A 24,788-nucleotide genomic window follows, 5' to 3' on the forward strand; every position below is an offset into this window, starting at 1 on the left:
CACTCCACGAGATACGCGATGCGCCAATGCCCGTACGCCGCGCGAGACACCGGCAAGGGTCAATGGCACGCTTCTCGCTGCGGGCTCCGCACGATGAAGAGCGTCAGCACGGTGGACACACCGAGCCCACCCAGACCTTCTCCATCGACACCGGTCACACAACTATTGGAGGAGTCAGGCATGAATCACGCAGATATGCAGTTTCTCGATGTCGAATTTCCGTATGCGCGGCAATACGCCAATTTCATCGGCGGCGAATGGATTCCGCCGGTACGCGGCGAATACTTCGACAACGTTTCGCCTATCACCGGCGAACCTTTTACGTCGATTCCCCGCTCAACGGAAGAAGATATTGAACTCGCCCTCGATGCCGCCCACCGCGCCCGCAAAGCCTGGGCCGATACCGCGCCAGCCGTGCGCGCCACGATCCTGAACCGGATTGCGGACCGTATGGAGCAGAACCTCTCGCGCATTGCCTTCGCCGAATCGATCGACAATGGCAAGCCGATCCGCGAAACGCTCGCTGCCGACATCCCGCTCGCCATTGACCACTTCCGCTACTTCGCCGGTTGCATCCGCGCACAGGAGGGGACGATCTCCGAGATCGATGCCGATACTGTGGCCTATCACTTCCACGAGCCGCTTGGCGTGGTCGGCCAGATCATTCCGTGGAACTTCCCGATCCTGATGGCAGTGTGGAAAGTGGCGCCGGCGCTGGCCGCAGGCAATTGCATCGTGCTCAAGCCTGCCGAGCAAACACCAGCGTCGATCCTCGTGCTGATCGAACTGATCCAGGATCTGTTGCCGCCGGGCGTGTTGAACGTGGTCAACGGCTTCGGCCTCGAAGCCGGCAAGCCACTCGCGTCGAGCAAACGCATCGCGAAGATCGCCTTCACGGGTGAAACATCCACCGGCCGTCTGATCATGCAGTATGCGAGCCAGAACATCATTCCGGTGACGCTCGAACTCGGCGGCAAGAGTCCGAATATTTTCTTTGCCGACGTGATGGATCGCGACGACGGGTACTTCGACAAGGCGCTCGAAGGTTTCGCGATGTTCGCGCTGAATCAGGGCGAAGTGTGCACGTGCCCGTCGCGCGTACTGGTCGATGAAAAGATCTACGACCGCTTCATGGAGCGTGCATTGAAACGCGTGGCCGCCATCGCGCAGGGTCATCCGCTCGATACGAAGACGATGATCGGTGCGCAGGCTTCACAGGAACAACTGGAAAAAATCCTCTCGTACATCGATCTCGGCAAGCAGGAAGGCGCCGAATGTCTGATCGGCGGTGAACGCAATACGCTTGGTGGCGAACTGAGCAACGGGTACTACGTGAAGCCTACCGTCTTTCGCGGCCATAACAGGATGCGCATCTTCCAGGAAGAAATCTTCGGCCCGGTGGTCTCGGTGACGACGTTCAAGACCGAAGAAGAAGCGCTCGAGATCGCCAACGATACGCTCTACGGTCTCGGCGCCGGCGTATGGACGCGCGACGGCACGCGCGCGTATCGTTTCGGCCGGCAGATTCAGGCCGGCCGCGTGTGGACCAACTGCTACCACGCCTATCCGGCGCACGCGGCATTCGGTGGCTACAAACAGTCCGGCATTGGTCGCGAGACTCACAAAATGATGCTCGATCACTATCAACAGACCAAGAATCTGCTCGTCAGCTATAGCGAGCAGCCGTTGGGTTTCTTCTAACCAATCAAATACAGCCCTGGAGCGGTGCGAGGCCCGCTCCAGGCAAGCAGTTTTATACGCCCACTGCCGTCTCCGCCCTACTTCCACGCATAGCGCAAACCGACCCACACGCCACGCGGCGCGCCCATACCGAGAAACTGCTCGTTGGTCACGGCGCCGGGCGAGAACGAATGGCCGGGACCATTGAAATAATTCTGTCCGAGGACGCCGAAATCGGCATAGCGCTTGTCGAACAGATTGTTGACGTGCGCGAACAGTTGGAGCTGCTTCGTGACCTGATAGGTCGTGTCCAGATCGACGATCGCATAGCCCGGGATGCGCCCATTGCCGTCCTGATTGTTCTCGTCGCCGCGGGCAAATATCGAGCTGCGATACAGAATGTTTGCACCTACATTCCATTTCGCGCTTGCCGCATAATCCAGACGCAGCTTCAGTGTGTTTTCCGGAATGCCGGGGATATGGTCGCCCGGATGCACCGTGATGTTGCCTTGAGCATTGGCGCTCGAGTTGCTCGCGCTTTGCTCCACAAAACTGCTCTGATACGTTGCGCGGAGATATGAATAGCCCGCGTTCACAGTAAGCGGCCCTGTCTGCGCGCGCGCATTGATTTCGAACCCTTGCCGCCGTGTGGTGCCGACGTTCTGGAAATATCCGGTCGAGGTCGATGCCCCGTTGCTGCTGACAAACGCTATGTCGTCGTGGAGATCGGTGCGGAACAACGCCGCGCTCCAATGAATCGCCGACGATAACGTGCCACGTGCCCCCACCTCAAACGTGCGCGATACAACGGGCTTTAACGCCGGGTCGGCGATGAAATCGTTTGGCAGCGAACAGGGCGCGGCCGGGTCGGCGCAGGCCAGCTCGATGGCCGTCGGTGTGCGCGTGCCTTCGCTGTAGTTCGCATAAGCCGTCAACCAGGAACCCGGGTTATACGTCACCCCCAGCGCCGGATTGACCCGCGAAAAACTGTGCGAGCCATTCAACAATGGTTGCATGCCGCTGAGATCCTCGATATCGACGTTGGCGTGGTTGTAGCGCGCAGAGGCCGTCAGCGCGATTGTGCGGGTCAGGGAAAGCGTGTCGGTCACGAACACACTGAGGTTGCTGTTACGTGTGGACGCGTCGGTATGTAACGTGTAACCGTCAGTTCCGACGGTCTGCCGGTCCACGCTGAACTGCGCATCCTGCGAGTACTGCGTGAAGCCGGTGTTGGCAAAATCCCCGCTGACGCCTGCCGTCAACTGGTTGTCCATGCCCGCGACTTTGCTGGCGACACCTAATTGCAACGCGAATCCGTAGCTTTCCTGCGAGATCACGGAGTGCACGTTCTGCGCGGGCGTGGTATCGATCGCGCCCGTCGCAGGATCGATGGAACCGTAATCTCCATTGACGTTGCTGGAGAGATTGTCGTTGTTGTAGTGCCGGTAATACGCATTGCCGGAGGCCTGTAACGCATCGCTGAAGTCGTGCTTGCCGGACAGGTTCAGCATGATTGCCCGATTCTGGTTCTCGTCGGGATACGTGTACGCCTGACGAGGATTGTCGAGAAACGAGCGAGGAATGGTCTGCGTTCCCTGCAACTCATTATCGGCTGCAGTGAGGCTTAGCTCGACCGTGGTGCGGGCGTCGGTATATCCGGCCTTGCCGAACAGTTGCTTCACGCGGCTGGGGTTATGCTCGGCCCAACCCTGATCGGCTTCGTCATTGGCAGTGACGAAATAGTCAAAGTGTCCCAACTGGCCGCCTTGCGTGAACACCACGCTCCTGCGTCCGAACGAGCCGCCCTCCACTTCGATGCTGCCACCGGGATTGTCGCGGCCATTTCTGGTGGTGATTGCAATCGCACCGCCGAGCGTGTTCAAACCGAATAGCGGATTGGACCCAGGCATGACCTCGATGCGCTCGATCGCCGATTGTGCCAGCAGGTCCCAGTTGACCACGTCGCCAAATGGTTCGTTGATCCGTACGCCGTCCTGGAACACCGACAGGCCCTGAGGTGTGCCGAGGAGCGGCGAAGCGGTGAAACCCCGATAGTTGACGTCCGGCTGATAGGGGTTGCCCTGACTTGAATTGAGCGTCACGCTCGTGACGTTCTGCTCGAAGTAGGCCGTGATGGTATTCGGATGTTGCGCCTCGATGTCCTTCGCGCTGACGATCTGCACGGCAGCTGGTACCTCGGTGAGCGGCATGCCGAGCCCGGTCAGCGGCGCGGTGCCGACCACGGTCACGGCCGGCATCACCTGAGCAGGTACCGGCACGGGCCCGCTTTGCGCCGTTGCGCATGTGCTCTGGGCCATGGCGAGCATGCCTGCTATGGCGGCAGCGATGCGCGTGCGTCGGCAGTCGTCGCGATGCGACTTCATATGTCTCCTCCGTGGCGCGCCAGGCTACGTGGCCCTACGCGTTCTATTCGTTGACAGCGATGTTCGATGTGTTCGCTTTCAAGCAACATCGGTGCCGGATATAGACGCAGTGCGACTGAAGTCGAGCGCTTTGCCGTGCCGGCCTGCGTTCATGTGACACCCGTGTCGATTTGGTACAGCCGGTGTTGCGAACTGGGACACTGAACGCACACCAGCGGACCACACCTGATCGAAACAAGGCTGTATAGGGAGTCTCGCGACCGGCACGCATGTTGCGATCCGTATGGCAATCAGAATCCGGGAGTGGCGCGCATGATTACTTCATCGCTGAATGGCGCACACGCGGTACGGCGCAGGATGCATCGCCCGCCGCGTGACATGGCGGTGAATCTGCCAGTGCGCGTCGCGGCGTGCCGGCTGCCACCGCAGTCTCCCCGTCTATTCGACGACCTTCGCGGTACGCGCACCCATGCCATTGCGTTAGTTATGCTTGCTATCCATTGCACGATTGCGTTCGAGGCATGGCGTGTGGCCGTTGAAAAGGTGGAATACACGGCGCCGCGTGCGCTGGACTTGCTATTCGACGTACGTGCCGCCAACCCGGAGCCGGTTATGACGGAGCCTGAACGACCATCCTCGAGCTCGCCACGCCGTAGCAGCGAAATGGCCACACCGAAAAATACCGCACAGTCGTTACCGTCGAAGCCACTCCCGAAGACCGCGCAGAACCATGCATCAAGGCGGCAGCCTGCGCCGCCGAGTTCAATTGAGACTTCAGCGCCACCACCGGCGTCCACACACGCCGATGGTGAACCACTCACTGCGTCGGCCGCAAAACCGCCGGACGTCCAGCCGCTGCCAGAACAGCTCACTGAACCCAGCTTCGGCGCTGCCTACCTGCGCAATCCTCCGCCGAGCTATCCCGGCGTGGCGCAGCAACGCGGCTGGCAAGGCACCGTACTGCTCAAGGTTCATGTAGACGCCAGCGGCCGACCTGACCACGTTGGACTCGCGTCGTCGAGCGGGCACGATTCGCTCGATGACGCCGCCATCGAAGCCGTCACCAACTGGCGTTTTGTGCCGGCGCGGCGCGGCGATCTGGCGACAGATGGATGGGTCCAGGTACCCATCGTATTCAAACTGGGAACCTGAGGCTATGAATATGTCTGACTTCGCTACACAACTCATCGTCGATTTATCGCTTGGTATGCTCGCGGCCTGTTCGTTACTGACGTGGTTGCTGATTGTGTATAAAGGCTGCGCCTATTGGCGTATTGCTTCTGAGAACCGGCGCTTCACGGCGCTGTTCTGGAGTACGGCCGAGCGCGACCCATCAGGCATTCCCAATGGCCCATCACACGCATCGAAGTGTCCTAAGGCGCGAGTGGCGCGCGCCGGATTCTCGGCGTGGTCGGGAGTCGCCCCTATGGAGACGACGACAGCGAATGCGGAACTGCTTGCCTGGGACCGCCAGGAATTGCTGGATCGATTCCTGAATCAGCAGATCCAGCGGGAAAGGCGCGCGCTTGAGCGCGGTTTGACGCTGCTTGCATCGATTGCCGGCACTGCGCCTTTTATCGGGCTGTTCGGCACGGTGTTCGGCATTATCCACGCGCTGCACGCTGTCGCTGTGGGCAGCGCGAGCGGGATAGAGGGTGTGGCCGGCCCGGTCGGCCAAGCGCTGACGGCGACGGGTATCGGAATTGCGGTCGCCATTCCCGCGGCACTGGCCTACAACCTCTTCGTGCGCCGCGTTCACATCTTGATTGCCGATCTCGAAGACTACGCGGCGGATCTCGTCAACGTGGCGCAACGCAACGGTTTTCGCGCGGTTTCCAGCGCTCATCGGGCCGAGGTACTCACATGATTTTGCGTTCGAACGCAAACGCCACGCACGAGCCGCTCGCTGAAATCAACATCACGCCGCTTGTCGACGTCATGCTGGTACTCGTCGTGATTCTTCTGGTCATGGCGCCAATGTTGAGCAGAACGCTGCACATCGATCTGCCGAGGGTCGCGGCCAGCACGCCTGAGGCGCGCGATCACGCGGTAACCGTCAGCCTCGATGCGCACGGCAAGCTTTCGATCGACGGCCGCGACCTCGCCACGGACCAACTCGAGCCGACACTCCGGCTCATCGCCGCGCGGAGTGACAGGATCGTGGTGAACCTGCATGCCGATCGAAGCCAGCCATTCGGGGCGGTTGCGAATCTGCTCGCCAGAATCGGCCATGCGGGCATAGCGCACGTCGCAGTCGCCACGGCGAATGAGGGGCAACGGAATTGATATGACCCGGCTATGCACTTCATGTCCTATTGCAGGCGCATGAATATTGAGCACGAACCTCTTCGCTCCTCAGCCTCGTCGAGGGCCGGCGGATGCCCGCCCGTCTTCGGTGTCGCGTCCAATGCCTGGTCTTTGATGCCGGTTGGGCAACTTTGGATGTAAAGAGTTGAAGAGCTTGCAGAGAGAAACCGGAACAACGCGCCCGGGCAACGAGTGACACCAGGTTTTATGTCACTTTCGGATCGGGGGGAGTAAATGACGCCGATCGCTCCATGAAGGGCCGTCGACCCGGTGCGACATCCGGATCGGTACTCAAGGTGCAGCGGCCACGCGTCGAATCGCATGGTAAGACCGGAGTTCTTAAGGTTTGTCCAACGCCTGCCCGCACGCGCTGACGCGTGCTTGCGAGCCCGCCGACATGGGCAGCCGTCGAACAAACCTTAAGAGAAGCTGGCAGACGCCTCCTTGTCCTTCCGGATCCGCCGCGCCTGTCAGGAGGCGGTTGCCGCGATAATGCCGCGTTATCGCGGCCAGCCGTCCGGCCCGTCAGAGCGCGAAAAACTGAGCACATTCAGCCCCGCCTGTCAGACGTCGGGCGACCTGGATCGGCCACTTCAGTCCGTCGCCTCATCGCGACCGCAACTGCCGCTTCCAATGTACAACAGACATTCGCGCGATCGTCTATCTGCGCGGGCAAGCGGGCATTCCCGATGGCCGCGTCGGTTTTTAAGGACTTCAACAAAGCCGATGCGCGTCGAAGCGAACTCGGCCAACGCATTTTGACCGGCGCACGTATGCGGTCGCCTAACGAAGTCTCCCCAGTGACGCTCTGCGCGCAGATCTCGATCGTCTCGAGTGGTACCTTCCGCCGCCTGCTGCAACCTGGCCTGCCTGGCCGCGTCACTGGCCGTTGACGAACCCTTACGACGCGAGACTGCGGCGCCGCAACCGCTCGGCAACCGAGATTAGAATCGTCACGAAAACGAACAGGCAGGTCGAAACGGCAGCGATTGTCGGCGAGATCTGCATCGTCGTTTCATCCCAGAACTGCTTGGGCAATGTCGTACTCAGACCACCCGAGGTGAAGAGCGCAATCGTCAGTTCATCAAACGATGTAGCGAACGCAAACAAGAGCGACGAAAGTATGCCGGCACTCAGGATCGGGAAGGTAATGCGCCGCAGCGTGGTGAACGGCCGCGCGCCCAGGCTCTGCGCGGCCAGATCAAGTCGCGTGTCGTAGTTGCGCAGCACCGCCATCATAGTGATGACGACATAGGGCACCGCCACCACGGTATGGCCGAGCACTAGCCCGAGCGACGAGCCGACAAGGCCGATCTTCGCGAAGAAATAAAAGACGCCCACCGCGAGAATCATCCGCGGCACGACGAGCGGCGCGAGAACAAAAGCAAGGAATGCCGCGTTCCAGCGCAATCCGCCGCGCACAAGCAGAAAGGCCGCGGGCGTGCCAATCGTCATCGAGAGCACGCCCGTGCCGGCGCCCACCAGCAGCGAACGCGTGGCGGCCTGCATCCAGAGCGGCGAATCGACCACCTGCCGATACCACTGCAGTGACACTCCATGCGGCGGCCACGCAAGGCCCGAAGCCGAATCGAACGAGAGCGGAATCATCAGGAACGCAGGCGCGCTCAGGAACACGAGAATCAGCGACACGACGACGCGTGCCGTGCGGCTCTCGCCCTCGACGGCGCGCTTGCGGCGCTTTGGCAGCAGGCCGATCAACGCGTCGGTGGCGTTGGCCAGCGCTACAAGCAGCGCATTGCCTAGCCGGCGGCTCACGCCTGCGCCTGTTTCCGCGGCGCGCGGCGAACTGCTACTGCCGCCCGTCATCGTCGAAAGACCCACCATCCGGTCGTAGACGACGAACACGACCAGCACCACTGCAAGCAGCAGCACCGAGATCGCGCCAGCGAAGCCCCAGTTCAGCGCTTGCAGCACCTGGTCGATGATCAGCTGCGTGATCATCGTTTCGTGGCGGCCGCCCAGCAGCGTGGGCGTGATGAAGAAGCCGATAGCGGTGACGAACACCATCAGCGCTGACGCGAACACGCCAGGCAGCGAGAGCGGAAACCAGATTCGCCAGAACGCCGTACCCGGCCGCGCGCCAAGCGTCGAGGCCGCGGCCGGCAAACGCCGGTCGATGTTCTCCATAACCGAGAGCATTATCATGATCGCGATCGGCATGAGCGCGTGTGTCATGCCGACGATCACCGCAGGCAAGTTATAAAGCATCTCGAGCGGCCGTTCGACCAGGCCCAGACGCTCGAGTGTCCAGTTGATTACGCCGTTGCGCCCGAGCAGCACGACCCAAGCGAAGGTCCGGACGAGAAAGCTGGTCCAGAACGAAAGCAGCACCCAGTACAGCAACCGGTGCTTGCGCCCGCGCGTAGCCGCCGAAATCAGATACGCGACCGGATAAGCAATGAGCACCGAAAAAAACGTGGTGAGCAGCGAGATCTTCATGGTGGTCCACAAGACGTCCACATAGACCGAGGAAGCGAAGAGTCGCTGATACTCGGTCACCGTGAAGCCGTTCCGGTTGTGGATGCTGAGCAGCAGTAGTTGCCCGACTGGATAGATCAGGAACACCACGAGCAACCCGATCACGGGCGCGGCCATCGCCGCGATTCTGGCCGACCGGCGCCAATGCGAATGTCGGCGCCGTTGTGGCAACTCGCGCTCGTTGCCAGCGAGGAGTGCGGTATCGTTCATGGCTCACCCCGCAATTGCGACCGCATCGCTGGGCGACCACGACAGCGTGAGCGTCTGGCCAATCTCGTACTGTGCACCGAGACGGTTGGTCGGAAACGACGCGACAAGCCCTGAAGCTTCGCCCGCGTGCTGCCGCTGCTTCATGTAGAGCCTTGTCATGCCGCCGCTGACCACAATGTCCGTCAGCAACGCGGACATAGTTTCGCTGTTATCTGCCTCTGCATGGCCTTTGCTGCTACCGTTACTGTTACCGCTGACACGCAGATTCTGAGGGCGCAGCATCAGCTTCACCTTCTTGCCCGATTGCACATGCGGGTCGTACACCATCGCACTCCCCTTGTCGATGCCTTGCATCGCCACGCGCACCTGATCGCCTTCGCGCGCGGTTACTTTTGCATCGAGCAGGTTCGACTCGCCAAGGAAGTCGGCCACGAAGACGCTCTTCGGACGGAAGTACAGGTCGGCGGGCGAGCCGAGCTGCGCGATCGCACCCGCATTCATCAGGCAGATGCGATCGGACATCGTCATCGCCTCTTCCTGATCGTGTGTCACGTAAATAATAGTCGTGCCGAGCTCGCGGTGAATGCGCTTGATCTCCAGTTGCATGTGATCGCGCAGCTTCTTGTCGAGTGCGCCGAGCGGCTCGTCCATCAAAATGATCGACGGCCGATATACCAGGGCGCGTGCAAGTGCAATGCGCTGCTGCTGCCCGCCCGAAAGCTCACGCGGGTAGCGCCCGGCAACATGCGGCAGGTGCACCATCTCCAAGGCATCGGTCACGCGTTTCTTCGCACTCGCGGTGTCGATCTTGCGCATTTGCAGCGGGAACGCGATGTTCTCCGCCACCGTCATATGCGGAAAGAGAGCGTAGTTCTGGAACACCATGCCAATGTCGCGATCGTACGGCGCACCGTGGGTGACGTCTGCGCCGTTGATGCGGATGGAGCCGCTGTCGGCCTGCGCGAGGCCCGCAATCAGGCTTAATAAGGTTGTCTTGCCCGAACCGCTTGGGCCGAGCAATGTGAGGAACTCGCCCGGGGCCACGTCGAGGTCGGTTGGCGCAAGCGCCACGAAGTCGCCGTAGCGCTTGCCCAGACCCGATATCTGGAGATTGAGGGTTGCCATTGGAACTCCTTGCATCACTCGTCAACAACGATCGCCAACCACCTGGCGCGTGGGCTCGAACCGAGGTGGCCACGCAACTCGCATCGGCCTATTGCCTTATCTATCCGACCGGGCACAGTCATGGTCAGCCGCTCGAACAGTTTCGTGCGCGGCCGCTGAAGCAGACCCGCGAATTCACGATGCAAGGCGGCTTGAGGCTCCCTCTCCTGCAACCTCTACCCCGGCACCCACGCTTGCGGCAGCGCCGAGAGCGCCGCGCGCAGCCGCTCGACCGTGGCCGCCGCAGGCTCCACGAGCGGCAAGCGCACGGACCCAAGCGACTGGCCCAGCAGCTCGAACGCCTTTTTCGCCGGCCCCGGATTGACTTCGCTGAACAGCGCATCGAGCAGAGCGGTGAGCTTGCCGTGCTCGCGCAGCGCCGCGGCTGCGTCGCCGCTCGCCGCGCTGGTGTGGATGTGCGTCCACGGTTTCGGCAGCAGGCTCGCTGAGGCGAGAATGCCGCCCGTCGCCCCAAGCAGCACATGCTGCACGTACAGCAGATCGTCGCCGCTCAAGATCGCCAGATGATCGCCGCTCACCTCGACGGTCCGGGCAAACACGGTGAGATCCGTGTTGCACGCCTTCATGCCGATAATCGAGCCGTCGTCGCGCGCCATGGCCGCGACCATCGCGGGCGGCGTCGCGTAGCGCGTGCGCGACGGAATGTCGTAGAGCAGAAGCGGCACGCCGACTGCCTCGCGATAGCGGGCGAAGTATGCACGCACGCCGGCATCGGTCGGCGTCACGTAGAAAGGCGTGACGAGCAACAGGCCGTCCGCACCGACATCCACAAACGAGCGGCCCGCGTCGAGCGCTTCGGCATAGCCGGGCGACACCACGCCGGCAACCACCGGCACCCGCCCACGCGCGGCATCGACGGTCGCGCGCACGACCTGTGTACGCTCAGCCGGCGAGAGCGCAGTGTATTCTCCCGTGCCGCCAACTGGCACAAGACCCGTTGCGCCATTGGCGATCAACGTCTCGACGAGCGTGCGCAAGCGCTCGACGTCAATGGCGCCGAGCGCGTCGAATGGCGTGGGAAATGCCGGGAACATGCCTTTCAAGGCGGATCGTTCAAGTGTCATGAGTCGGTGTCCTGTCACGTAGTGAACTTGCGTTACAGCAGCTTGCCGGGATTCATGCGGCCATCCGGATCGAGCGCGTGCTTCACGGCACGCATCATGTCGATCTCCACTGCGCTTTTGTAGTGCGCGAGTTCGGCGCGATGCGCTCGGCCAATACCATGCTCTGCGCTGATGCTGCCACCGTACTGCACCGCCGTGCCGTTGACGACCTTGCCAATCGCATCGACACGCGCGTCGGCGTCGCTCACGCGCGCCCAGGCAGCATGTGGAAACAGCACGATCGAATGGATGTTGCCGTCGCCCACGTGGCCGACGTAAAGAAAGCGCGCGCCATCGACAAGGCCGGCCTCGATCAGTTTCGCCTCGGTTGTCGCGAGGCACCGCGGGATCTGCGAGATCGGCAATGAGATATCGTGCGTGACGCTGATGCCGCAACGCACGTTCGCTTCCGAGACGATGTGGCGGATATGCCAGAGAGCGGCAGCCTGGGCCGCGCTCGCCGCCGCTGCGGCGTCGAGCGCGAGACCCGCTTCGAGCGCAGCGCCAATGACGTCTTCGAGCATCGCTTGCAGCGGCGCATCGTTCGACGGATCGGCGAGCTCGATCAGCAGCACCCATGGCGACTGGCCATCGAGCGGATCGCGCGTGCCCGGCACGTGCTCGTAGACGACATCGAGTTGGCTGCGCGACATCAGCTCGAACGAGGTCAGCGCGTCGCCGCATACGGCGCGGCAGCGCGCGAGCAGTTCGATGGCCGCATCGGCGGAATCGAGCGCGACCCATGCGGTGGCGCGCGAGTGCAGCGCGGGAAAGAGCTTGAGCACGGCGGCAGTGACGACACCGAGCGTGCCCTCCGCGCCGATGAACAACTGCTTGAGGTCGTAGCCCGTGTTGTCCTTGCGCAGTCCTCGCAGGCCGTCCCAGATGCGACCATCGGGCAATACGGCCTCGATGCCGAGGACGAGCGCGCGCATACTGCCGTAGCGCAGCACAGCCGTGCCGCCCGCGTTGGTCGAGATATTGCCACCGACCTGGCAAGAGCCCTCGCTTGCGAGCGAAAGCGGAAAAAGCCGGTCTACCGAAGCCGCGAGTTCCTGGATTTGCTGCAACGTGCAACCGGCTTCGACCGTGACCGTATCGTTGCCGGTATCGATAGCGCGGATCTTTGTCATGCGCGCGAGGCAGATCACGACGGCGTCGCCCGCTTCGGACGGCGTGGCGCCACCCACGAGACCGGTGTTGCCACCCTGCGGCACAACGCCTATGCCAAGCTCAGCGCACAGCTTTAGCACCTGTGCGACTTGCACGGTACTCGATGGCTTGACGATGGCGCACGCCTTGCCGCGATAGCGGCCGCGCCAGTCGGTAAGCAAAGGCTCGGCGTCGCCCTCGGCGACGAATCCTGATGAGCCGACGATTTCCCGCAGCGATTCGATTAAGTTCATGAATGGAGGAGCCTTGAAGCAGGAGGAGAGGAACACACAGCGCACAAGGACTGCGGGGGCACATCGACGATCCGCTCATGCAGCGTCTCGACGCTCGTGCAGCCGAGTAGTGTCATGGTCGTCACGATCTCCTCGTAGAGCAGCGTAAGCACGTGAGCGACTCCGGCATCGCCGCGCGCGGCGAGACCGTACAACGGCGCACGCCCGAGCAGCACGCCGCGCGCGCCAAGCGCGACGGCTTTCACCACGTCGGCGCCACGCCGTACGCCGCCGTCGACGAACACGTCGAACGAGGCGCCGAGCGCACCGGCCACTGCCGGCAAGACTTCGATCGGTGCAAGCGAGCCTTCGAGCTGCCGGCCACCGTGATTCGACAGAACGACGCCATCGGCCCCGTGGTGCTGGGCGAGGCGTGCGTCCTCGACGGTCATGACGCCCTTGATCAGCACACGACCCTTCCAGTGCCGGCGCAGCCACGCAATGTCGCGCCATGTCAGCGAAAGGTCCATCTGGCGCGCGAGGGCTTGCGCCTGGCGTTGCAGATCCGGCGCTTCGCCGAGGCTCTTTGCGAGGTTGACGAGCTGCGGCGTGCCATGACGCACGATCTGCAACGCCCAATGCGGATGGCACAGCAAATCGAGCATCAGCTTTGGTGTAACGGGTAGCGGCAGACGGTAGCCGTTGCGGATATCGTGATCGCGCTTGCCGTGAACAGGCGTATCGACGGTCACGAGCAGCGTGCTATAACGCGCTTCGGCCGCTCGCCGCATGATGCTTTCGGCAATGCGGCGATCCCGCTGCACATACAGTTGCATCCACAGCTCGCCATCCGGCGCTGCCGCGCGCACGTCTTCGAGCAGCGAGGTGGAGGCGCTCGACAGCGCGAATGGAATGCCACGTGCCGCGGCGGCGCGCGCAAGTACCTGGTCGGCGTTCGGCCAGAAAAGGCCATTCAGGCCCGTAGGCCCGACCACCATCGGCGCGGCGCTTGCATAGCCGCATAGCGGCGCCGCCGGAGAAACGCACGACACGTCCTCCATAACGCGCGGCGCGAAGTGCACCTCGGCAAAAGCCGCTCGATTGCGCGCGAGCGTGTGACCACCTTCCGCGCCGCAATCGAGATAGTCGAAGGCGATTCTGGCAAGCCTTCGTCGAGCGGCTTCACGATAGTCGGCGACGCTCGCAAAGCCGCGCGTGGACGAGTAGAAGAGACTCATTCGATTAGCAGTCCAAGTCAAGCAACGGCACCTAGCTCAGCACCCATTCGTTGAAGCGCTCAATCGCCGCATCTTGGTGCGCGGGCCAGTACGCGGGATCAATCCGCACGCCCCGGCGCAGGTTGTCGGGCCACGTAGGCAGGTATTTCGCGCGCTTGGGGTCGATGAACTGGAACGCTTCCGGCTGCGTTGGCCCGACCGCGAGTGCGCTCGCCACCTGGGCCTGGCGCTTCGGGTCCGCGCAGAACGCAATGAAACGGCGGCACGCATCGACGTTGTCGCCGCCTTTGAGAATGCCGAAGCCCTGCGGGCCATAGATGTGGCCGTTCCACGAAATGGCCAGCGGCGCGCCGCTTTCGATAGCCGGCAGCACGCGTGCGATCCAGCTCGAGGCAAGTGCCACTTCGCCGGAGCGCAGAATCTGTTCGCACTGCGCGCCGGTCGTCCACCAGATGTCGATATGCGGCTTCACCGCGTCGAGACTCTTGAAAGCCGCGTCGAGATTGCACGGATACATCGAACCCGGCGCCACGCCGGCCGCCATCAGCGATTCCTCAATTGTGTCGAAGGGGAACTTGCGTAACGCGCGGCGGCCCGGAAAGGTTTTCGCATTCCAGAAGTCGGCCCACGACGAAGGCGCCGCGCCATTCTTGAACACATCGGCGTGATACACCATGACCGTCGCGTAGACGTTGTGTCCGATGGCGTACGGATCCGCGAACTGCGCGGGAATCTTCGCGACGGCCGGGTCTTTCTCCAGCTTGATCGGCTCGAGATACACCTTCTGGCCGCGCGAAAGCAGATAAACCGCGGGGAAGCTTAGCTCCGCCATGTCCCACGTCTTCGCGCCGGTATCGACAATGCTCCTGATTTGCGCGGTTGGCTCCGCACCCGAGGCAACGCCAACGACTTCAATGCCGGTCGCAGCCTGAAAGGGCTTGTATAGTGTTTTCGTATAGACATCGGTATAGACGCCGCCCGAGTCGCGCACCACAAGGCGCTTCGTGTCAGCCTTGGCCGATGTCCAGATGGCCGGCATTGCCAAACCAGCGGTGCTGGCCACGCTGAGGCGAATGAAATCGCGCCGCGAAGCGGCGAATGGCTTTCTATGATCGTTTGCCATGAGATATCCCTTTAAAGGCGAGTGACGAAGTCAGCCGATCCGCGAAGCCGCATGGTGGATCGACATTGCGCTCATCATCGACCTGCGTGCGACGCGCGGCCACGCGATTTAATGACACCATCTGATGCACTTCGGTCATGATGCGCATGCTGTTCAGCAACGTTTCCCGCTCAAGCCGTCAGTTCCGGCTCCTTACGCTGCGCGGCCAGCGCCGGATATTCGGCAACCAGTTCCTCAAACAGCGTGGCGACGATATCCGCGCCTCCCGGCGCCTCGTTGCGAGCCACGCGTGCGGCGAGACGGTCGAACATCTGATGTTTGAGAAAGAAGCGCCAGCCAACCGCCACCGATTCGAGGCGCTCGCAAAGCGCCGCATAGCGTGCCTTCGTCCATATGGCCTCGTGAGCGCGGCGGTTCGGGCCGTAATCGAAGAAACCGTCGTCGAGTTCGCGCGCGTCGCCCATTGACCCACGCAATGCCGCTGTCGCCTTCGCGTCCATCGCACCATTTGCCCAGACCACACCATAGACTTCTCGCGCCTGCTGCGCAGATACGCAGCCGCGAAGTACGTCACGCTCGACGGCTTCGACCGGGCGGAGCGTCGGCGCCCCGTAGCCGCCGCCACCGTTTCCTTCGAGACGAATCACATCGCCAGGCTTGCAGGCCACGAGATCGGTATTGCCGAGCACGGTTTCGCTCGCGCTGCGCGGATTGTGCGTGAACACCGACGTGCGCCCCGCCCTGCCACCCTTGACGCCCCACGAACTGAACAGCGTGCGGTCGCGATTGCGCGCCGTGACGAGTGTGTTCGGCGCGGATACCTTGAACTCCATCACAATCGCAAGGCCGCCACGATACTGGCCCGCGCCGCCGCTATCACAAACGAGGCCATACTCCTGAATGCGGATTGGCACCTCTGCTTCATTGATTTCCACCGGCGTATTGCGCAGAAACGCCATGTTCGCACCCGACGCATCGGACCCGTCGCCGGCCGACGAGCCGCCTGCACCACCGCCTACCGGCCCAATCGAGGCCATGATCGTGCGGCCCGTCGCATCGGTCGTCTTCACGTTGAGCAGGCACACGCTCGACGCCGGGCACGCGGGCATGCGCTCGGGCAGCGCCTGTGCGAACACGCCAAACACCGCCGCCTGCACTACCACACACGTAAGCGTGCGCATGCCGACCGCCGCCGGCGCCAGGGGATTAAGCACGCTGCCCAACGGCATCTCGCACGTCGCGATGCGCAACATGCCGGCGTTGAGCAGAATGTCGGGGTTGAGCGAGTACAGCACGTAGTTCAAGCCGACCAGCAACAGTGCGTGCCGTGGATGACCGCCAGTCGGCACGTTCATCGACGATGCGAGTTGCGGATCACTGCCCGTAAAGTCGAAGTGCAGCAGACCGTCGGCCACTGTGAGCGTGAGCGCAATACGCATCGGCTTGCCGCCCACGGCATCTTCATCGACGTATTCGGCGAAGAAATACCGGCCGTCAGGAATCGTGCGCGCCACCGCGCGTGCCTGGCTCTCCGAATAGTCGAGCAGTTGACCAATGCCAGCCTTGAACGCCTCCACGCCGAAGCGCTCGACGATTTCGAGCACACGGCGCTCGCCCGTCGCCAGGCTCGCGATCTGCGCCTTCAGGTCGCCGACGTTTTGCGCGGGGGCGCGCACGTTCGCCATCATCCACGCCAGCAGCGTTTCGTTGAGCACGCCGCCCTCCACTACCCTCGTCGGCGGAAAACGAATCCCTTCCTGATGGATCTCGGTTAGCGTACGCGAAAGCGAGGCCGGCACCGCGCCGCCCATATCGGTGTTGTGAATGTGGCCCGCTACGAAGCAGATAATCTCGCCCGCGTAGAACACCGGCTTCCACATCACGACGTCAGGCGTGTGCGTGGCCACGTAGCCGCTGTACGGGTCGTTGGTCATGCACACGTCACCGGGCCGGTAATCGCTGAAGGAGCGAATCAGCGGACCGTAGTCGAGTCCCACGTACCAGGTCGCGCCGAACGTGCGCGGCGAAGCAAAGGTCAGTCCGTCGATGCTCGTCAGCGCACACGAAAAATCTTCGGTTTCCTTTACGAACGTTGAATGTGCGGTGCGCACGAGCGTATAGGCCATGCTCTCGGCGGCCGCCACGCAATAGTTCGCGAAGATCTGCAGTTCCGATTTGTCGAATTTCATGGTCGGCCTTCAAGATTGGATGGTGCGGTTCACCAGAACCAGATTGCCGTATGCGTCGACGTTCACCGTAAAGCCGGGCAACACACAGGTGGTCGCGTCGTCCTGCGATATCACCGCGGGGCCGTCGAACGTTTGACCCGCGCGCAAATCGGCGCGGCGATAGAGCGGAATGCGGTGCGAGGCGTCGTCCATCCATACGTCGATCTCGCGCAGCGGCACTGGAACGGCGACGCTTGCTTCGATTCGCTCGAGTTCGGGCTTTGGCGTGGCCGAGGCGATGACGAGCCGCAGCGCGACGACCTGGATTCCGGCCCCGGCGTCGCTGTGACCATAGAGACGGTCGTGCTCGCGATGGAACGCCGCCCGAATCGCCGCAACATCGCGCCCTGCTATCGCGGCTGCGTTGATTGGCGTCTCGATCTCGAACGACTGACCGCGATAACGCATGTCGGCCGTGAGCACGAGGGAGGCGCCCTCGCTGTGGCCGATCTGGTGCGCCATCCACGCGCGGGCCTCAGCTTCGAGTACCTTCGCGTCTTCGGCCAGCAGCGCCAGTGTCACATCGTTCAGCTCGTAGTAGGTCGTCTTGACGAAATCGTTCTTGATGTCGGCAATGAGGCCGCCCAATGCACTCAGCACGCCTGGTGTGACCGGCACCGTCACGTTCGGCATATTCAGCGCGCGCGCGAGGTAGCAGCCAAGCATCGGACCCGCGCCGCCGAACGGCAGCAGCGTGAATGTGCGCGGATCGATGCCAAAACGCGAAACGAGCCGGCTCGTTCCTGCATACATGCTCGACGTCGAAACGCGGATGATCGCCTCGGCCGTTTGCTCGACACTCTTGCCGAGGCGCTCGGCGAGCGCGCCGATCGCACGGCGTGCGGCCGTGCGATCGAGCGTGACTGAGTTGTAGCCCAGATCGGACTGGCCGAGTATGCCCATCACGGCGAAGGCGTCGGTGATCGTGGGCTGCTCGCCGCCGCGACCATAGCATACCGGTCCTGGATTCGACCCCGCGCTGTTGGGCCCTACCTTTAGTACGCCAAAATCATCAACCCAGGCAATAGAGCCGCCTCCGTCGCCGATCGACGAGACCGATACCGAGGGAATATGAATCTGAAAGTCCCCGATATACTCGCCCGTCGCATACTGAACGTTGCCGTCGACGATCAACGCGACGTCTGCCGTGGTGCCGCCGATATCGAGGCTCATGCAATTCTTGATACCGCACTGACTGGCGATATACGCGGCGCCAATCACGCCCGACGCGGTGCCGGACAAGATCATCTGCACGCAGTTCGTCTTGCCGTTTTCGGCGCTCATCACGCCACCGTTAGATTTCGTCACCTTCAGCTCAGCCGGCACCCCCACCTCAGCGAGCGCCGACTGCAAACGCGTGAGATAGTTCGCCACCTTCGGCTGCACATAGCCGCTGATGATCGCCGTGGAGGTGCGCTCATACTCGCGGATGATCGGCCACACCTCGTGTGAGCACGACACGAACAACTCCGGGCAATGCTTCGCAATCAGCGCCTTCACCGCGTTCTCATGCTGCGGATTGCGGTATGCATGCAACAGCGAGATCACCACGCCTTCGCAGCCGGCGGCCCGAATACCCTCGATTGCCGCGAGCACGCTCGCTTCGTCGACCGGCGCCTCCTCGCTGCCGTCCGCCGCCAGTCGTCCTTTCACGCCGAACACGCGATCGCGCGGGATCAGCGGCTCCGGCCGCTTCGACAGCAAGTGATACATGTCGGGAATCTTCAGGCGCGCAATCTCCAGCACGTCCTCGAACTTCTCCGTCGTGACGAGCGCAAGACGCAGCCCCTTGCGCTGCACCACGGCGTTCACGCCGACCGTCGTTCCGTGCGTGAAATAAGCCACCTCTTTCGCGTCTATACCGTAGCGCTCGATCAGCCCCGTCATCCCGGCCAGCACTTCGCTACCGGGATTGTCGGGCCGAGAGAACACCTTGAGCGTGCGGATCTTGCGTGAGTCCTCGTCCAACACCGCAAAGTCGGTGAAGGAACCGCCGATGTCCACTCCGATTCTTAAACTCATGAACTTGATCCCCTGTTGAGGTCAACGACCGATCTGCTTGTTCCACTGTTCGACCCACTGGGGCGTCTTTTGCGAAATCACGTCGAACGGCAGCCACATCGAGTCGTTGTCTTTTGCCACTCGCTGTGCCACCTTGTCCGTGTACTTCACATCCTTGTTCGATGCCGAATACTGCATCGCATTGGCGAAACAGCTTTGGCCCTCGGCCGACGCAATCTCGTTCATGAACTGGAAGCCAAGCGGCGAACCGTTCTTGACTTTCTGCACCATTGTCGGGAACGCCACCGCGCCCGGCTGCGGATTGACATAGCCGATATCCGGGTTGTTCGCGTCGTGCTCGGCCCACGCGCGGCCGTCGAAGTACATCGCCATGTCGATATCGCCCGATTTGAGCGCGATGAGCGGGGAGTTCGGCTCGCTATAGAACGTGACGTTGCCGCTCCGCTGCATCTTCTTGATCTCGTCGAGGCCGGGCTGAACGTTGTCGAGGCTGCCGCCATACACCTTCGCGAACAGCCCGATCAGTCCCTGCGCAGTTCCCACATAGGCGATTCCGGGCAACGCGACGTGCCACTTGCCGGCGATCGTGCCGTCGACAAACTCTTTCCAGGTCTTCGGCGGATTCGGCACGGCCTTCTTGCTGTACATCAGACCAAAGTCGCCATAGGCGATCGGAAAGCCATACCCCTTGCCGTACGCAATCATGTCCGGCTTGATGTCCTTCAGGTTCGGGATCGCGGTCGTATTGATCGGCTCGACGAGCCCGCGCTGACGCGCGATCTCGCCGCTATCCACGAGACCGATCATCACGTCGATAGGCGGATGCGCGGGGTTCGCGCCGATCTGGTTAATCCACTGCATTGGGCTGCCGAGGATCACGTCTACCGACTTGCCGGTCTGCTTTTCGAACGGCTGCACGAAGCACTTGCGGTACGCCTGCTCCCACGCGCCGCCGTATGCAGTCACTGTCAGGTCGGCTGCCTGCGCGGCGATCGCGGCGACACAAAGCGAAAGAGTCAGTGAGACTACACGTAATGCACGAGAGGCTTTCATTTGGACTCCATAGCGTGATAGTGTGGCAAGCGAATCGGCAATCATGTCATTGCGTCGTCAACGCGCGCAGGCCGTAGGTTTTTTCGACGATCAGCAGCAGCAGCACTGTAATGCCCATCTGCACGGTGCTGATTGCCGCAATGGCGGGATCAAACTGGTTCTGTAGATAGGACAGCATGACGACCGGCAGCGTCGTGACGTTTGCGGTGCCAAAGAAGTACGACACGCCGAGATTGTCGAGCGACACGAGAATCGAAAAGAGCCCGCCCGCGAAAATGCCGGGGGCGATCAGCGGCAGCGTTACATGGCAGAACGTCTGCCATTGGCTTGCACCCAATACAGCTGCCGCTTCGAGGTACGAAGCCTGCGTGTTGCGGTACGTGGCGAGCGTAGTGCGCATCACATACGGCACCGACACCACCGTATGCGCGATCAGCAGGGCCGTGAAAGACACGCCAATGCCAATATTCGAGAGAAAGTACAGCAGCGAAAGACCGATCACCAGCGCCGGTATCGCAATGGGCGCGAGCAGGAATGTAGTGAGCGCGGTAGCCATGCGGCCGCTGCTGCGGCCCACGCCGATCGCAGCCGGCACGGCGACCAGGATCGCGATGAACGATGCGCTAAGCGCCAGATATAGGCTCGTCAGTAGCGAGTCGACAAACGGCCGGTACTCCCAGAGCCGGTGATACCAGCGCAGCGAGAAGCCGCTGATCGGCACCGCGATCGATTCGTCCGCCGAGAACGACACGAGCACAACAACCACGATCGGTGCGATCAACGCGACGAAGAAAAGCGCCGTGAAGCACGAGAGCGATGCGGCGCCGGCGCGTGCCGCGTGTTTGTCCAGCGTACCGGCCCGCATCATTGCGACTCTCCTTTGCCGCCTGCCAGGCGCAGCTGAATATATAGACAGCCGAGCACGATTACGAGCAGCAGGTTGCCCATGGCGCTTGCGAAGCTCAAGTCCTGGGTCAGCGAGAACTGTTGAAAGATCAGGAGCGGCAGCGTGACCACGCTGCCGTCGCCGAGCAGGAGCTGAGTGACGAAGCTGCCGCTCGTCAGCATGAACACTAGTACGCAACCCGTCATGATGCCTTCGGCTGCAAGCGGCAACGTGACGAGCACGAAGGTCCGAATCGCACCCGCGCCAAGAATGCGCGCTGATTCTTCGAGCCGCCGGTCCACGCCGCGCAGAACCGGCACGATCGAAAGCACCATGAATGGCACCATCACATGCACGATGCCGATATACACGCCTAGCGGCCCCCCAAGCACGTGCAACGGCCGCTCGATCAGATTCAGCCACAGCAGTAGGTCGTTCACAGGCCCGTGGCGCCCGAACAGCACTCGCCAGCCAAACGTGCGCATGATGATCGAGGTGAGCAGCGGCGCGATCAGCAGGAATAGCATCGGCATAGCCAGGCGTCCCGCGCGGCGTACCATGAAGTGCGCAACGGGATAGCCGATCGCAAGGCACAGCAGCATCGAAACGAAGCTGACCTGGAGCGTTTCGACAATCACGCCGCGATAGTATGGATCGAAGTACAGCTTCTCGTAGTTCGCGAGCGGATTGCCGCTTGCCGTGGATAAGTTCGTATCGAGCCCGAAGCTCCGCACGGCATTGCCGATCAGCGGGAGCGCGAAGAACACGAGTAGCAGCACGACCGCCGGGGCGCACAGCAGCGCCACGCGAGCCGCAGCGGAGCGCGCGCGGCTGCGCGATAGCGGCACCGACGAAGTGATGGTTGGCGATGACATCAGCGCGCTCCTTCGCTAGCGAGCGGGGTCGAGCGGCCGAAGGGCGTCGAGTGCGCACCCGACGCAGGGAGCGGCACTTCGTCGGGCTCGAGCGTGATCACATCGTGTGGCGCGAACGATACCGTCACGGCTTCGCCGCGCGCATGGCCGGCGTGATCGGTGGAAAACGCTTGCTGGCACGCATAGACACCGGAGCCGAGGCCCGGCACGTCAAGCTCGTATGAATGCTGCGAACCGCGGAACACATGCTGCACGATCCGGCCGCGAAATTGCAGGTGTCCGGGCTTCGGCGCGTTCAGTGCGATTTTTTCGGGGCGCACGGCCAACTCGAGCGCGTTCGGCAAGTCGCGTTGCAGGGATTGCGGCAACGCAAGCGTGAGTTCGACGCCAGGTTCAGCGCCCACGGGCGAGGTCATCACTGTCATTGTGTGGGCGCTGCGCGCGCTCACTCGGCACGCGAAGATATTGGCGGCACCGAGGAATTCGGCGACGAAGCGATTGCGCGGATGGTCATAGACTTCGCGCGGCGCACCGGTTTGCAGGATGCGACCATGGCTCATCACGACGATGCGATCACTCATCGTCATCGCCTCTTCCTGGTCGTGCGTGACCATCACACTCGTGATACCGAGGCTCTGTTGCAGGCTGCGAATCTCGAACTGCATGCCTTCGCGCAGGTTCTTGTCGAGTGCGCCAAGCGGTTCGTCCAGCAGCAGCACGGACGGATCATTCACGATCGCGCGCGCCAGCGCGACGCGCTGCTGCTGACCGCCCGAAAGCTGAGAGATGCGGCGCTCGCCATACTCCGGCAGGCGAATGAGGTCGAGCATGCGCTTCGTCGCCGCCGCAATCTCCGCCTTTTTCGCACCTGCCATGCGCAGACCGAAGCCAATGTTCCCACCGACTGTCATGTGCGGGAACAGGCTGTAGTTCTGAAACACCATGCCGAGGCCGCGCTTGTTCGGCGGTAGTGCCGAAACGTCCGCGCCGCCAATCTGCACAGTTCCCGTATCAGGGAAATCGAAGCCGGCGATCAGGCGCAGCGTCGTGGTCTTACCGCAGCCCGAAGGACCGAGAAGCGACACGAGTTCACCCGGCTCCACGTTCAGCGTAAGCATGTCCAGCGCGAGCGCGTTGCCGTAGCGCTTGCTCACGGCCTCGAGCGCGAGACTCTTCGAACCCGCTTTGGAAGTTGCGGAAGATCTGTGCGCTGTCGCTTGAGGAGGGCAATTCATTCGAACTCCCTAATACTGGAACGGGATTAGTCGGTCTTGTTCATCAAGCCGCGGGCAGGACGTTCGATAACACACGCATTTCCTGATCGAGCGCGTGAATCAGTCGTTCGAGTTGGCGGTCGAGCCATTCGGCTTCGTGCCCCGCGAAAAAGGTGTCGAGGAAAATTCCTCGCATCGTCGAAAGCAGGAACGGCAGCAGCATAGTCAAAGCGCGCTTTGTATGTGGCCTGAGCGCGACATTGGTATTGATCGCCTGGTACATTTGCTCGCGCGTGCGGGCACGATGCGCTTTCAGCGCGTCGTACATTTCGCTATCTGGACGCAGGCCGAGGTTGATCTCCCACACGGCCCAATAGCGCCGGCTGCCATAGAACGACCACAGCGAGGTGACGATCGCGCGCGCCGGCGCGTCATCGTGTAGGTCGGCATCGCGCAGCGCGCGCAAGAGCGCAAGCGCCTCATCAGCAAGCTCGTCGAGCACCGCGAAAAGCAGGCTTTCCTTGGTCGGGAAATGATGGTGCAACGCGCCCGTCGTCACGCCCGTGTGCAGCGCGATGGCTGCGGTCGTCGTCCTCGCAAACCCTTGCTCACTCAGCAGTGCGATTGTGGACTGCACGAGCGCGGCCCGCGCGAGCGCGGTTCGATCTGCCTGGGTGCGACGCTTTTCTGCAAGTGACATCACTGCTCTCCGTGAGGTCCCATTTAAGATACCAACTGATTGGTATGTAAGTTACGACGGCCACAAAAACGATTCCACCCAGGACAAACCCTGGCCATGACAGATGGCACGCATGCTGTCCCTCCCTTCTACCAAGGTCTTCCAGGACGGCGAACAGTTCACTTGCCTGCCGACTTTTTCAACAGACTCGTGCGTCAACGGTCATTCAGCGTTATCCCTCTCGCTGAGCGATTTCCGATCAAACTTGAAGTCAGCAGGCAGGCGACCACGATACTTCCGCAGACGCTCGATTCGTTCATCGACGGCGGGCTTTCTACTCACAGAGAACGCGCCAGATTTGTCGGCGTAGATTTCGATGTGGTCAACCGATGCCCCACAATCGTCATTGTGATCATTCGACCGACGGACGACCTCAACGTGAAGTCGAAATTGACGTGCGGTTTCGAACGGACGAAATGGTCGACTCTCTTGCAACGCGCGCCGATCCGTTTGAGTGGTTTCGCCGTGATAATGCGGCTTATCACAGCATAGGCAGTATCGACGCGACCGACGCCACGTTTCGTCTTGAAGCACAGCGGTCGTTTGCTGCTGGCCCTGCTGACCGGTTGTTGGCCTAAGCCGACGTTTGACTGTCGGCACTTGTAGGGAAGCTTCGGGTTGCTTCTTTGCCGTTCGGACCAGCGCCTCACCCCATGC

At 62.0% G+C, this 24,788-nt stretch carries 19 protein-coding genes and 1 pseudogene; 4 read left to right on the top strand and 16 right to left on the bottom strand.

Going from position 1 to position 24,788, the window contains the following annotated elements; genetic code table 11:
• The first annotated feature begins 180 nt into the window (after positions 1-180).
• Positions 181-1,701, top strand: coding sequence for an aldehyde dehydrogenase (gene adh, locus A6V37_RS33695; RefSeq protein WP_064267969.1), 1,521 nt, complete (start codon positions 181-183; stop codon positions 1,699-1,701).
• A 77-nt stretch (positions 1,702-1,778) separates the two neighbouring features.
• Here adh and A6V37_RS33700 read toward each other — a convergent pair whose 3' ends face one another.
• A complete protein-coding gene (locus A6V37_RS33700) occupies positions 1,779-4,064 on the bottom strand; it encodes a TonB-dependent receptor (RefSeq protein ID WP_064267970.1) in 2,286 nt (761 codons plus the stop codon).
• Positions 4,065-4,376: 312 nt separating this feature from the next.
• On the opposite strand from A6V37_RS33700, the gene A6V37_RS33705 reads away from it, so the two are divergent.
• The 3 genes from A6V37_RS33705 to A6V37_RS33715 all read left to right on the top strand — a co-directional run bounded on the left by A6V37_RS33705 (position 4,377) and on the right by A6V37_RS33715 (position 6,350).
• The gene (locus A6V37_RS33705) at positions 4,377-5,216 is read left to right on the top strand and encodes an energy transducer TonB (RefSeq protein ID WP_082902709.1); all 840 of its coding nucleotides are present in this window, start codon (positions 4,377-4,379) and stop codon (positions 5,214-5,216) included.
• Between the two features lie 274 nt (positions 5,217-5,490).
• Positions 5,491-5,931 carry a MotA/TolQ/ExbB proton channel family protein gene (locus A6V37_RS33710; protein WP_244174067.1) on the top strand — a complete coding sequence of 147 codons (441 nt, stop codon included), beginning with the start codon at positions 5,491-5,493 and terminating at the stop codon, positions 5,929-5,931.
• Positions 5,928-6,350 carry an ExbD/TolR family protein gene (locus A6V37_RS33715; protein ID WP_064267972.1) on the top strand — a complete coding sequence of 141 codons (423 nt, stop codon included), beginning with the start codon at positions 5,928-5,930 and terminating at the stop codon, positions 6,348-6,350. The genes A6V37_RS33710 and A6V37_RS33715 overlap by 4 nt, the downstream gene beginning before the upstream one ends.
• A gap of 921 nt (positions 6,351-7,271) precedes the next feature.
• On the opposite strand, the gene A6V37_RS33725 is transcribed toward A6V37_RS33715, so the two are convergent.
• The 15 genes and pseudogenes from A6V37_RS33725 to A6V37_RS42655 all read right to left on the bottom strand — a co-directional run.
• On the bottom strand, positions 7,272-8,987 hold the full coding sequence (locus A6V37_RS33725; protein ID WP_064267998.1) for an ABC transporter permease subunit: 1,716 nt from the start codon (positions 8,985-8,987) through the stop codon (positions 7,272-7,274).
• 96 nt (positions 8,988-9,083) lie between these two features.
• Positions 9,084-10,205 carry an ABC transporter ATP-binding protein gene (locus A6V37_RS33730; RefSeq protein ID WP_064267974.1) on the bottom strand — a complete coding sequence of 374 codons (1,122 nt, stop codon included), beginning with the start codon at positions 10,203-10,205 and terminating at the stop codon, positions 9,084-9,086.
• A gap of 215 nt (positions 10,206-10,420) precedes the next feature.
• On the bottom strand, positions 10,421-11,329 hold the full coding sequence (dapA, locus tag A6V37_RS33735; RefSeq protein WP_064267975.1) for a 4-hydroxy-tetrahydrodipicolinate synthase: 909 nt from the start codon (positions 11,327-11,329) through the stop codon (positions 10,421-10,423).
• Between the two features lie 32 nt (positions 11,330-11,361).
• A complete protein-coding gene (locus A6V37_RS33740) occupies positions 11,362-12,774 on the bottom strand; it encodes an FAD-binding oxidoreductase (RefSeq protein ID WP_064286796.1) in 1,413 nt (470 codons plus the stop codon).
• A complete protein-coding gene (locus A6V37_RS33745; RefSeq protein WP_064267977.1) occupies positions 12,771-13,991 on the bottom strand; it encodes an alpha-hydroxy acid oxidase in 1,221 nt (406 codons plus the stop codon). Before A6V37_RS33745 ends, A6V37_RS33740 begins: the two co-directional genes overlap by 4 nt.
• A gap of 31 nt (positions 13,992-14,022) precedes the next feature.
• The gene (locus tag A6V37_RS33750) at positions 14,023-15,114 is read right to left on the bottom strand and encodes an ABC transporter substrate-binding protein (RefSeq protein WP_064267978.1); all 1,092 of its coding nucleotides are present in this window, start codon (positions 15,112-15,114) and stop codon (positions 14,023-14,025) included.
• Positions 15,098-15,253 carry a hypothetical protein gene (locus A6V37_RS41595; protein WP_165614437.1) on the bottom strand — a complete coding sequence of 52 codons (156 nt, stop codon included), beginning with the start codon at positions 15,251-15,253 and terminating at the stop codon, positions 15,098-15,100. The genes A6V37_RS33750 and A6V37_RS41595 overlap by 17 nt, the downstream gene beginning before the upstream one ends.
• A gap of 31 nt (positions 15,254-15,284) precedes the next feature.
• Entirely contained in the window at positions 15,285-17,303 is a 2,019-nt protein-coding gene (locus A6V37_RS33755) for a hydantoinase B/oxoprolinase family protein (RefSeq protein WP_064267979.1), read from the bottom strand.
• Between the two features lie 9 nt (positions 17,304-17,312).
• The gene (locus tag A6V37_RS33760; protein WP_064267980.1) at positions 17,313-19,364 is read right to left on the bottom strand and encodes a hydantoinase/oxoprolinase family protein; all 2,052 of its coding nucleotides are present in this window, start codon (positions 19,362-19,364) and stop codon (positions 17,313-17,315) included.
• 21 nt (positions 19,365-19,385) lie between these two features.
• Positions 19,386-20,417, bottom strand: a complete 1,032-nt coding sequence (locus tag A6V37_RS33765; RefSeq protein WP_064267981.1) for an extracellular solute-binding protein — start codon at positions 20,415-20,417, stop codon at positions 19,386-19,388.
• Between the two features lie 46 nt (positions 20,418-20,463).
• Entirely contained in the window at positions 20,464-21,285 is an 822-nt protein-coding gene (locus A6V37_RS33770; protein WP_082902711.1) for an ABC transporter permease, read from the bottom strand.
• A complete protein-coding gene (locus A6V37_RS33775; RefSeq protein WP_064267982.1) occupies positions 21,282-22,178 on the bottom strand; it encodes an ABC transporter permease in 897 nt (298 codons plus the stop codon). Before A6V37_RS33775 ends, A6V37_RS33770 begins: the two co-directional genes overlap by 4 nt.
• Positions 22,178-23,413, bottom strand: coding sequence for an ABC transporter ATP-binding protein (locus A6V37_RS33780; RefSeq protein ID WP_082902712.1), 1,236 nt, complete (start codon positions 23,411-23,413; stop codon positions 22,178-22,180). Before A6V37_RS33780 ends, A6V37_RS33775 begins: the two co-directional genes overlap by 1 nt.
• A gap of 43 nt (positions 23,414-23,456) precedes the next feature.
• Positions 23,457-24,092, bottom strand: coding sequence for a TetR/AcrR family transcriptional regulator (locus A6V37_RS33785; RefSeq protein ID WP_064267984.1), 636 nt, complete (start codon positions 24,090-24,092; stop codon positions 23,457-23,459).
• A 201-nt stretch (positions 24,093-24,293) separates the two neighbouring features.
• Positions 24,294-24,788: pseudogene (locus A6V37_RS42655) on the bottom strand (hypothetical protein); the annotation flags it as partial.

This window comes from Paraburkholderia ginsengiterrae (assembly GCF_001645125.1).
In the GTDB taxonomy this organism is placed as follows: Bacteria; Pseudomonadota; Gammaproteobacteria; order Burkholderiales; family Burkholderiaceae; genus Paraburkholderia; species Paraburkholderia ginsengiterrae.

Bases quoted from the DNA above. Each gene is read 5' to 3' on its own strand.
- adh (WP_064267969.1), top strand. From the start codon at position 181: ATGAATCACGCAGATATGCAGTTTCTCGATGTCGAATTTCCGTATGCG.
- A6V37_RS33700 (WP_064267970.1), bottom strand. From the start codon at position 4,064: ATGAAGTCGCATCGCGACGACTGCCGACGCACGCGCATCGCTGCCGCC.
- A6V37_RS33705 (WP_082902709.1), top strand. From the start codon at position 4,377: ATGATTACTTCATCGCTGAATGGCGCACACGCGGTACGGCGCAGGATG.
- A6V37_RS33710 (WP_244174067.1), top strand. From the start codon at position 5,491: ATGGAGACGACGACAGCGAATGCGGAACTGCTTGCCTGGGACCGCCAG.
- A6V37_RS33715 (WP_064267972.1), top strand. From the start codon at position 5,928: ATGATTTTGCGTTCGAACGCAAACGCCACGCACGAGCCGCTCGCTGAA.
- A6V37_RS33725 (WP_064267998.1), bottom strand. From the start codon at position 8,987: ATGGCCGCGCCCGTGATCGGGTTGCTCGTGGTGTTCCTGATCTATCCA.
- A6V37_RS33730 (WP_064267974.1), bottom strand. From the start codon at position 10,205: ATGGCAACCCTCAATCTCCAGATATCGGGTCTGGGCAAGCGCTACGGC.
- dapA (WP_064267975.1), bottom strand. From the start codon at position 11,329: ATGACACTTGAACGATCCGCCTTGAAAGGCATGTTCCCGGCATTTCCC.
- A6V37_RS33740 (WP_064286796.1), bottom strand. From the start codon at position 12,774: ATGAACTTAATCGAATCGCTGCGGGAAATCGTCGGCTCATCAGGATTC.
- A6V37_RS33745 (WP_064267977.1), bottom strand. From the start codon at position 13,991: ATGAGTCTCTTCTACTCGTCCACGCGCGGCTTTGCGAGCGTCGCCGAC.
- A6V37_RS33750 (WP_064267978.1), bottom strand. From the start codon at position 15,114: ATGGCAAACGATCATAGAAAGCCATTCGCCGCTTCGCGGCGCGATTTC.
- A6V37_RS41595 (WP_165614437.1), bottom strand. From the start codon at position 15,253: ATGACCGAAGTGCATCAGATGGTGTCATTAAATCGCGTGGCCGCGCGT.
- A6V37_RS33755 (WP_064267979.1), bottom strand. From the start codon at position 17,303: ATGAAATTCGACAAATCGGAACTGCAGATCTTCGCGAACTATTGCGTG.
- A6V37_RS33760 (WP_064267980.1), bottom strand. From the start codon at position 19,364: ATGAGTTTAAGAATCGGAGTGGACATCGGCGGTTCCTTCACCGACTTT.
- A6V37_RS33765 (WP_064267981.1), bottom strand. From the start codon at position 20,417: ATGAAAGCCTCTCGTGCATTACGTGTAGTCTCACTGACTCTTTCGCTT.
- A6V37_RS33770 (WP_082902711.1), bottom strand. From the start codon at position 21,285: ATGATGCGGGCCGGTACGCTGGACAAACACGCGGCACGCGCCGGCGCC.
- A6V37_RS33775 (WP_064267982.1), bottom strand. From the start codon at position 22,178: ATGTCATCGCCAACCATCACTTCGTCGGTGCCGCTATCGCGCAGCCGC.
- A6V37_RS33780 (WP_082902712.1), bottom strand. From the start codon at position 23,413: ATGAATTGCCCTCCTCAAGCGACAGCGCACAGATCTTCCGCAACTTCC.
- A6V37_RS33785 (WP_064267984.1), bottom strand. From the start codon at position 24,092: ATGTCACTTGCAGAAAAGCGTCGCACCCAGGCAGATCGAACCGCGCTC.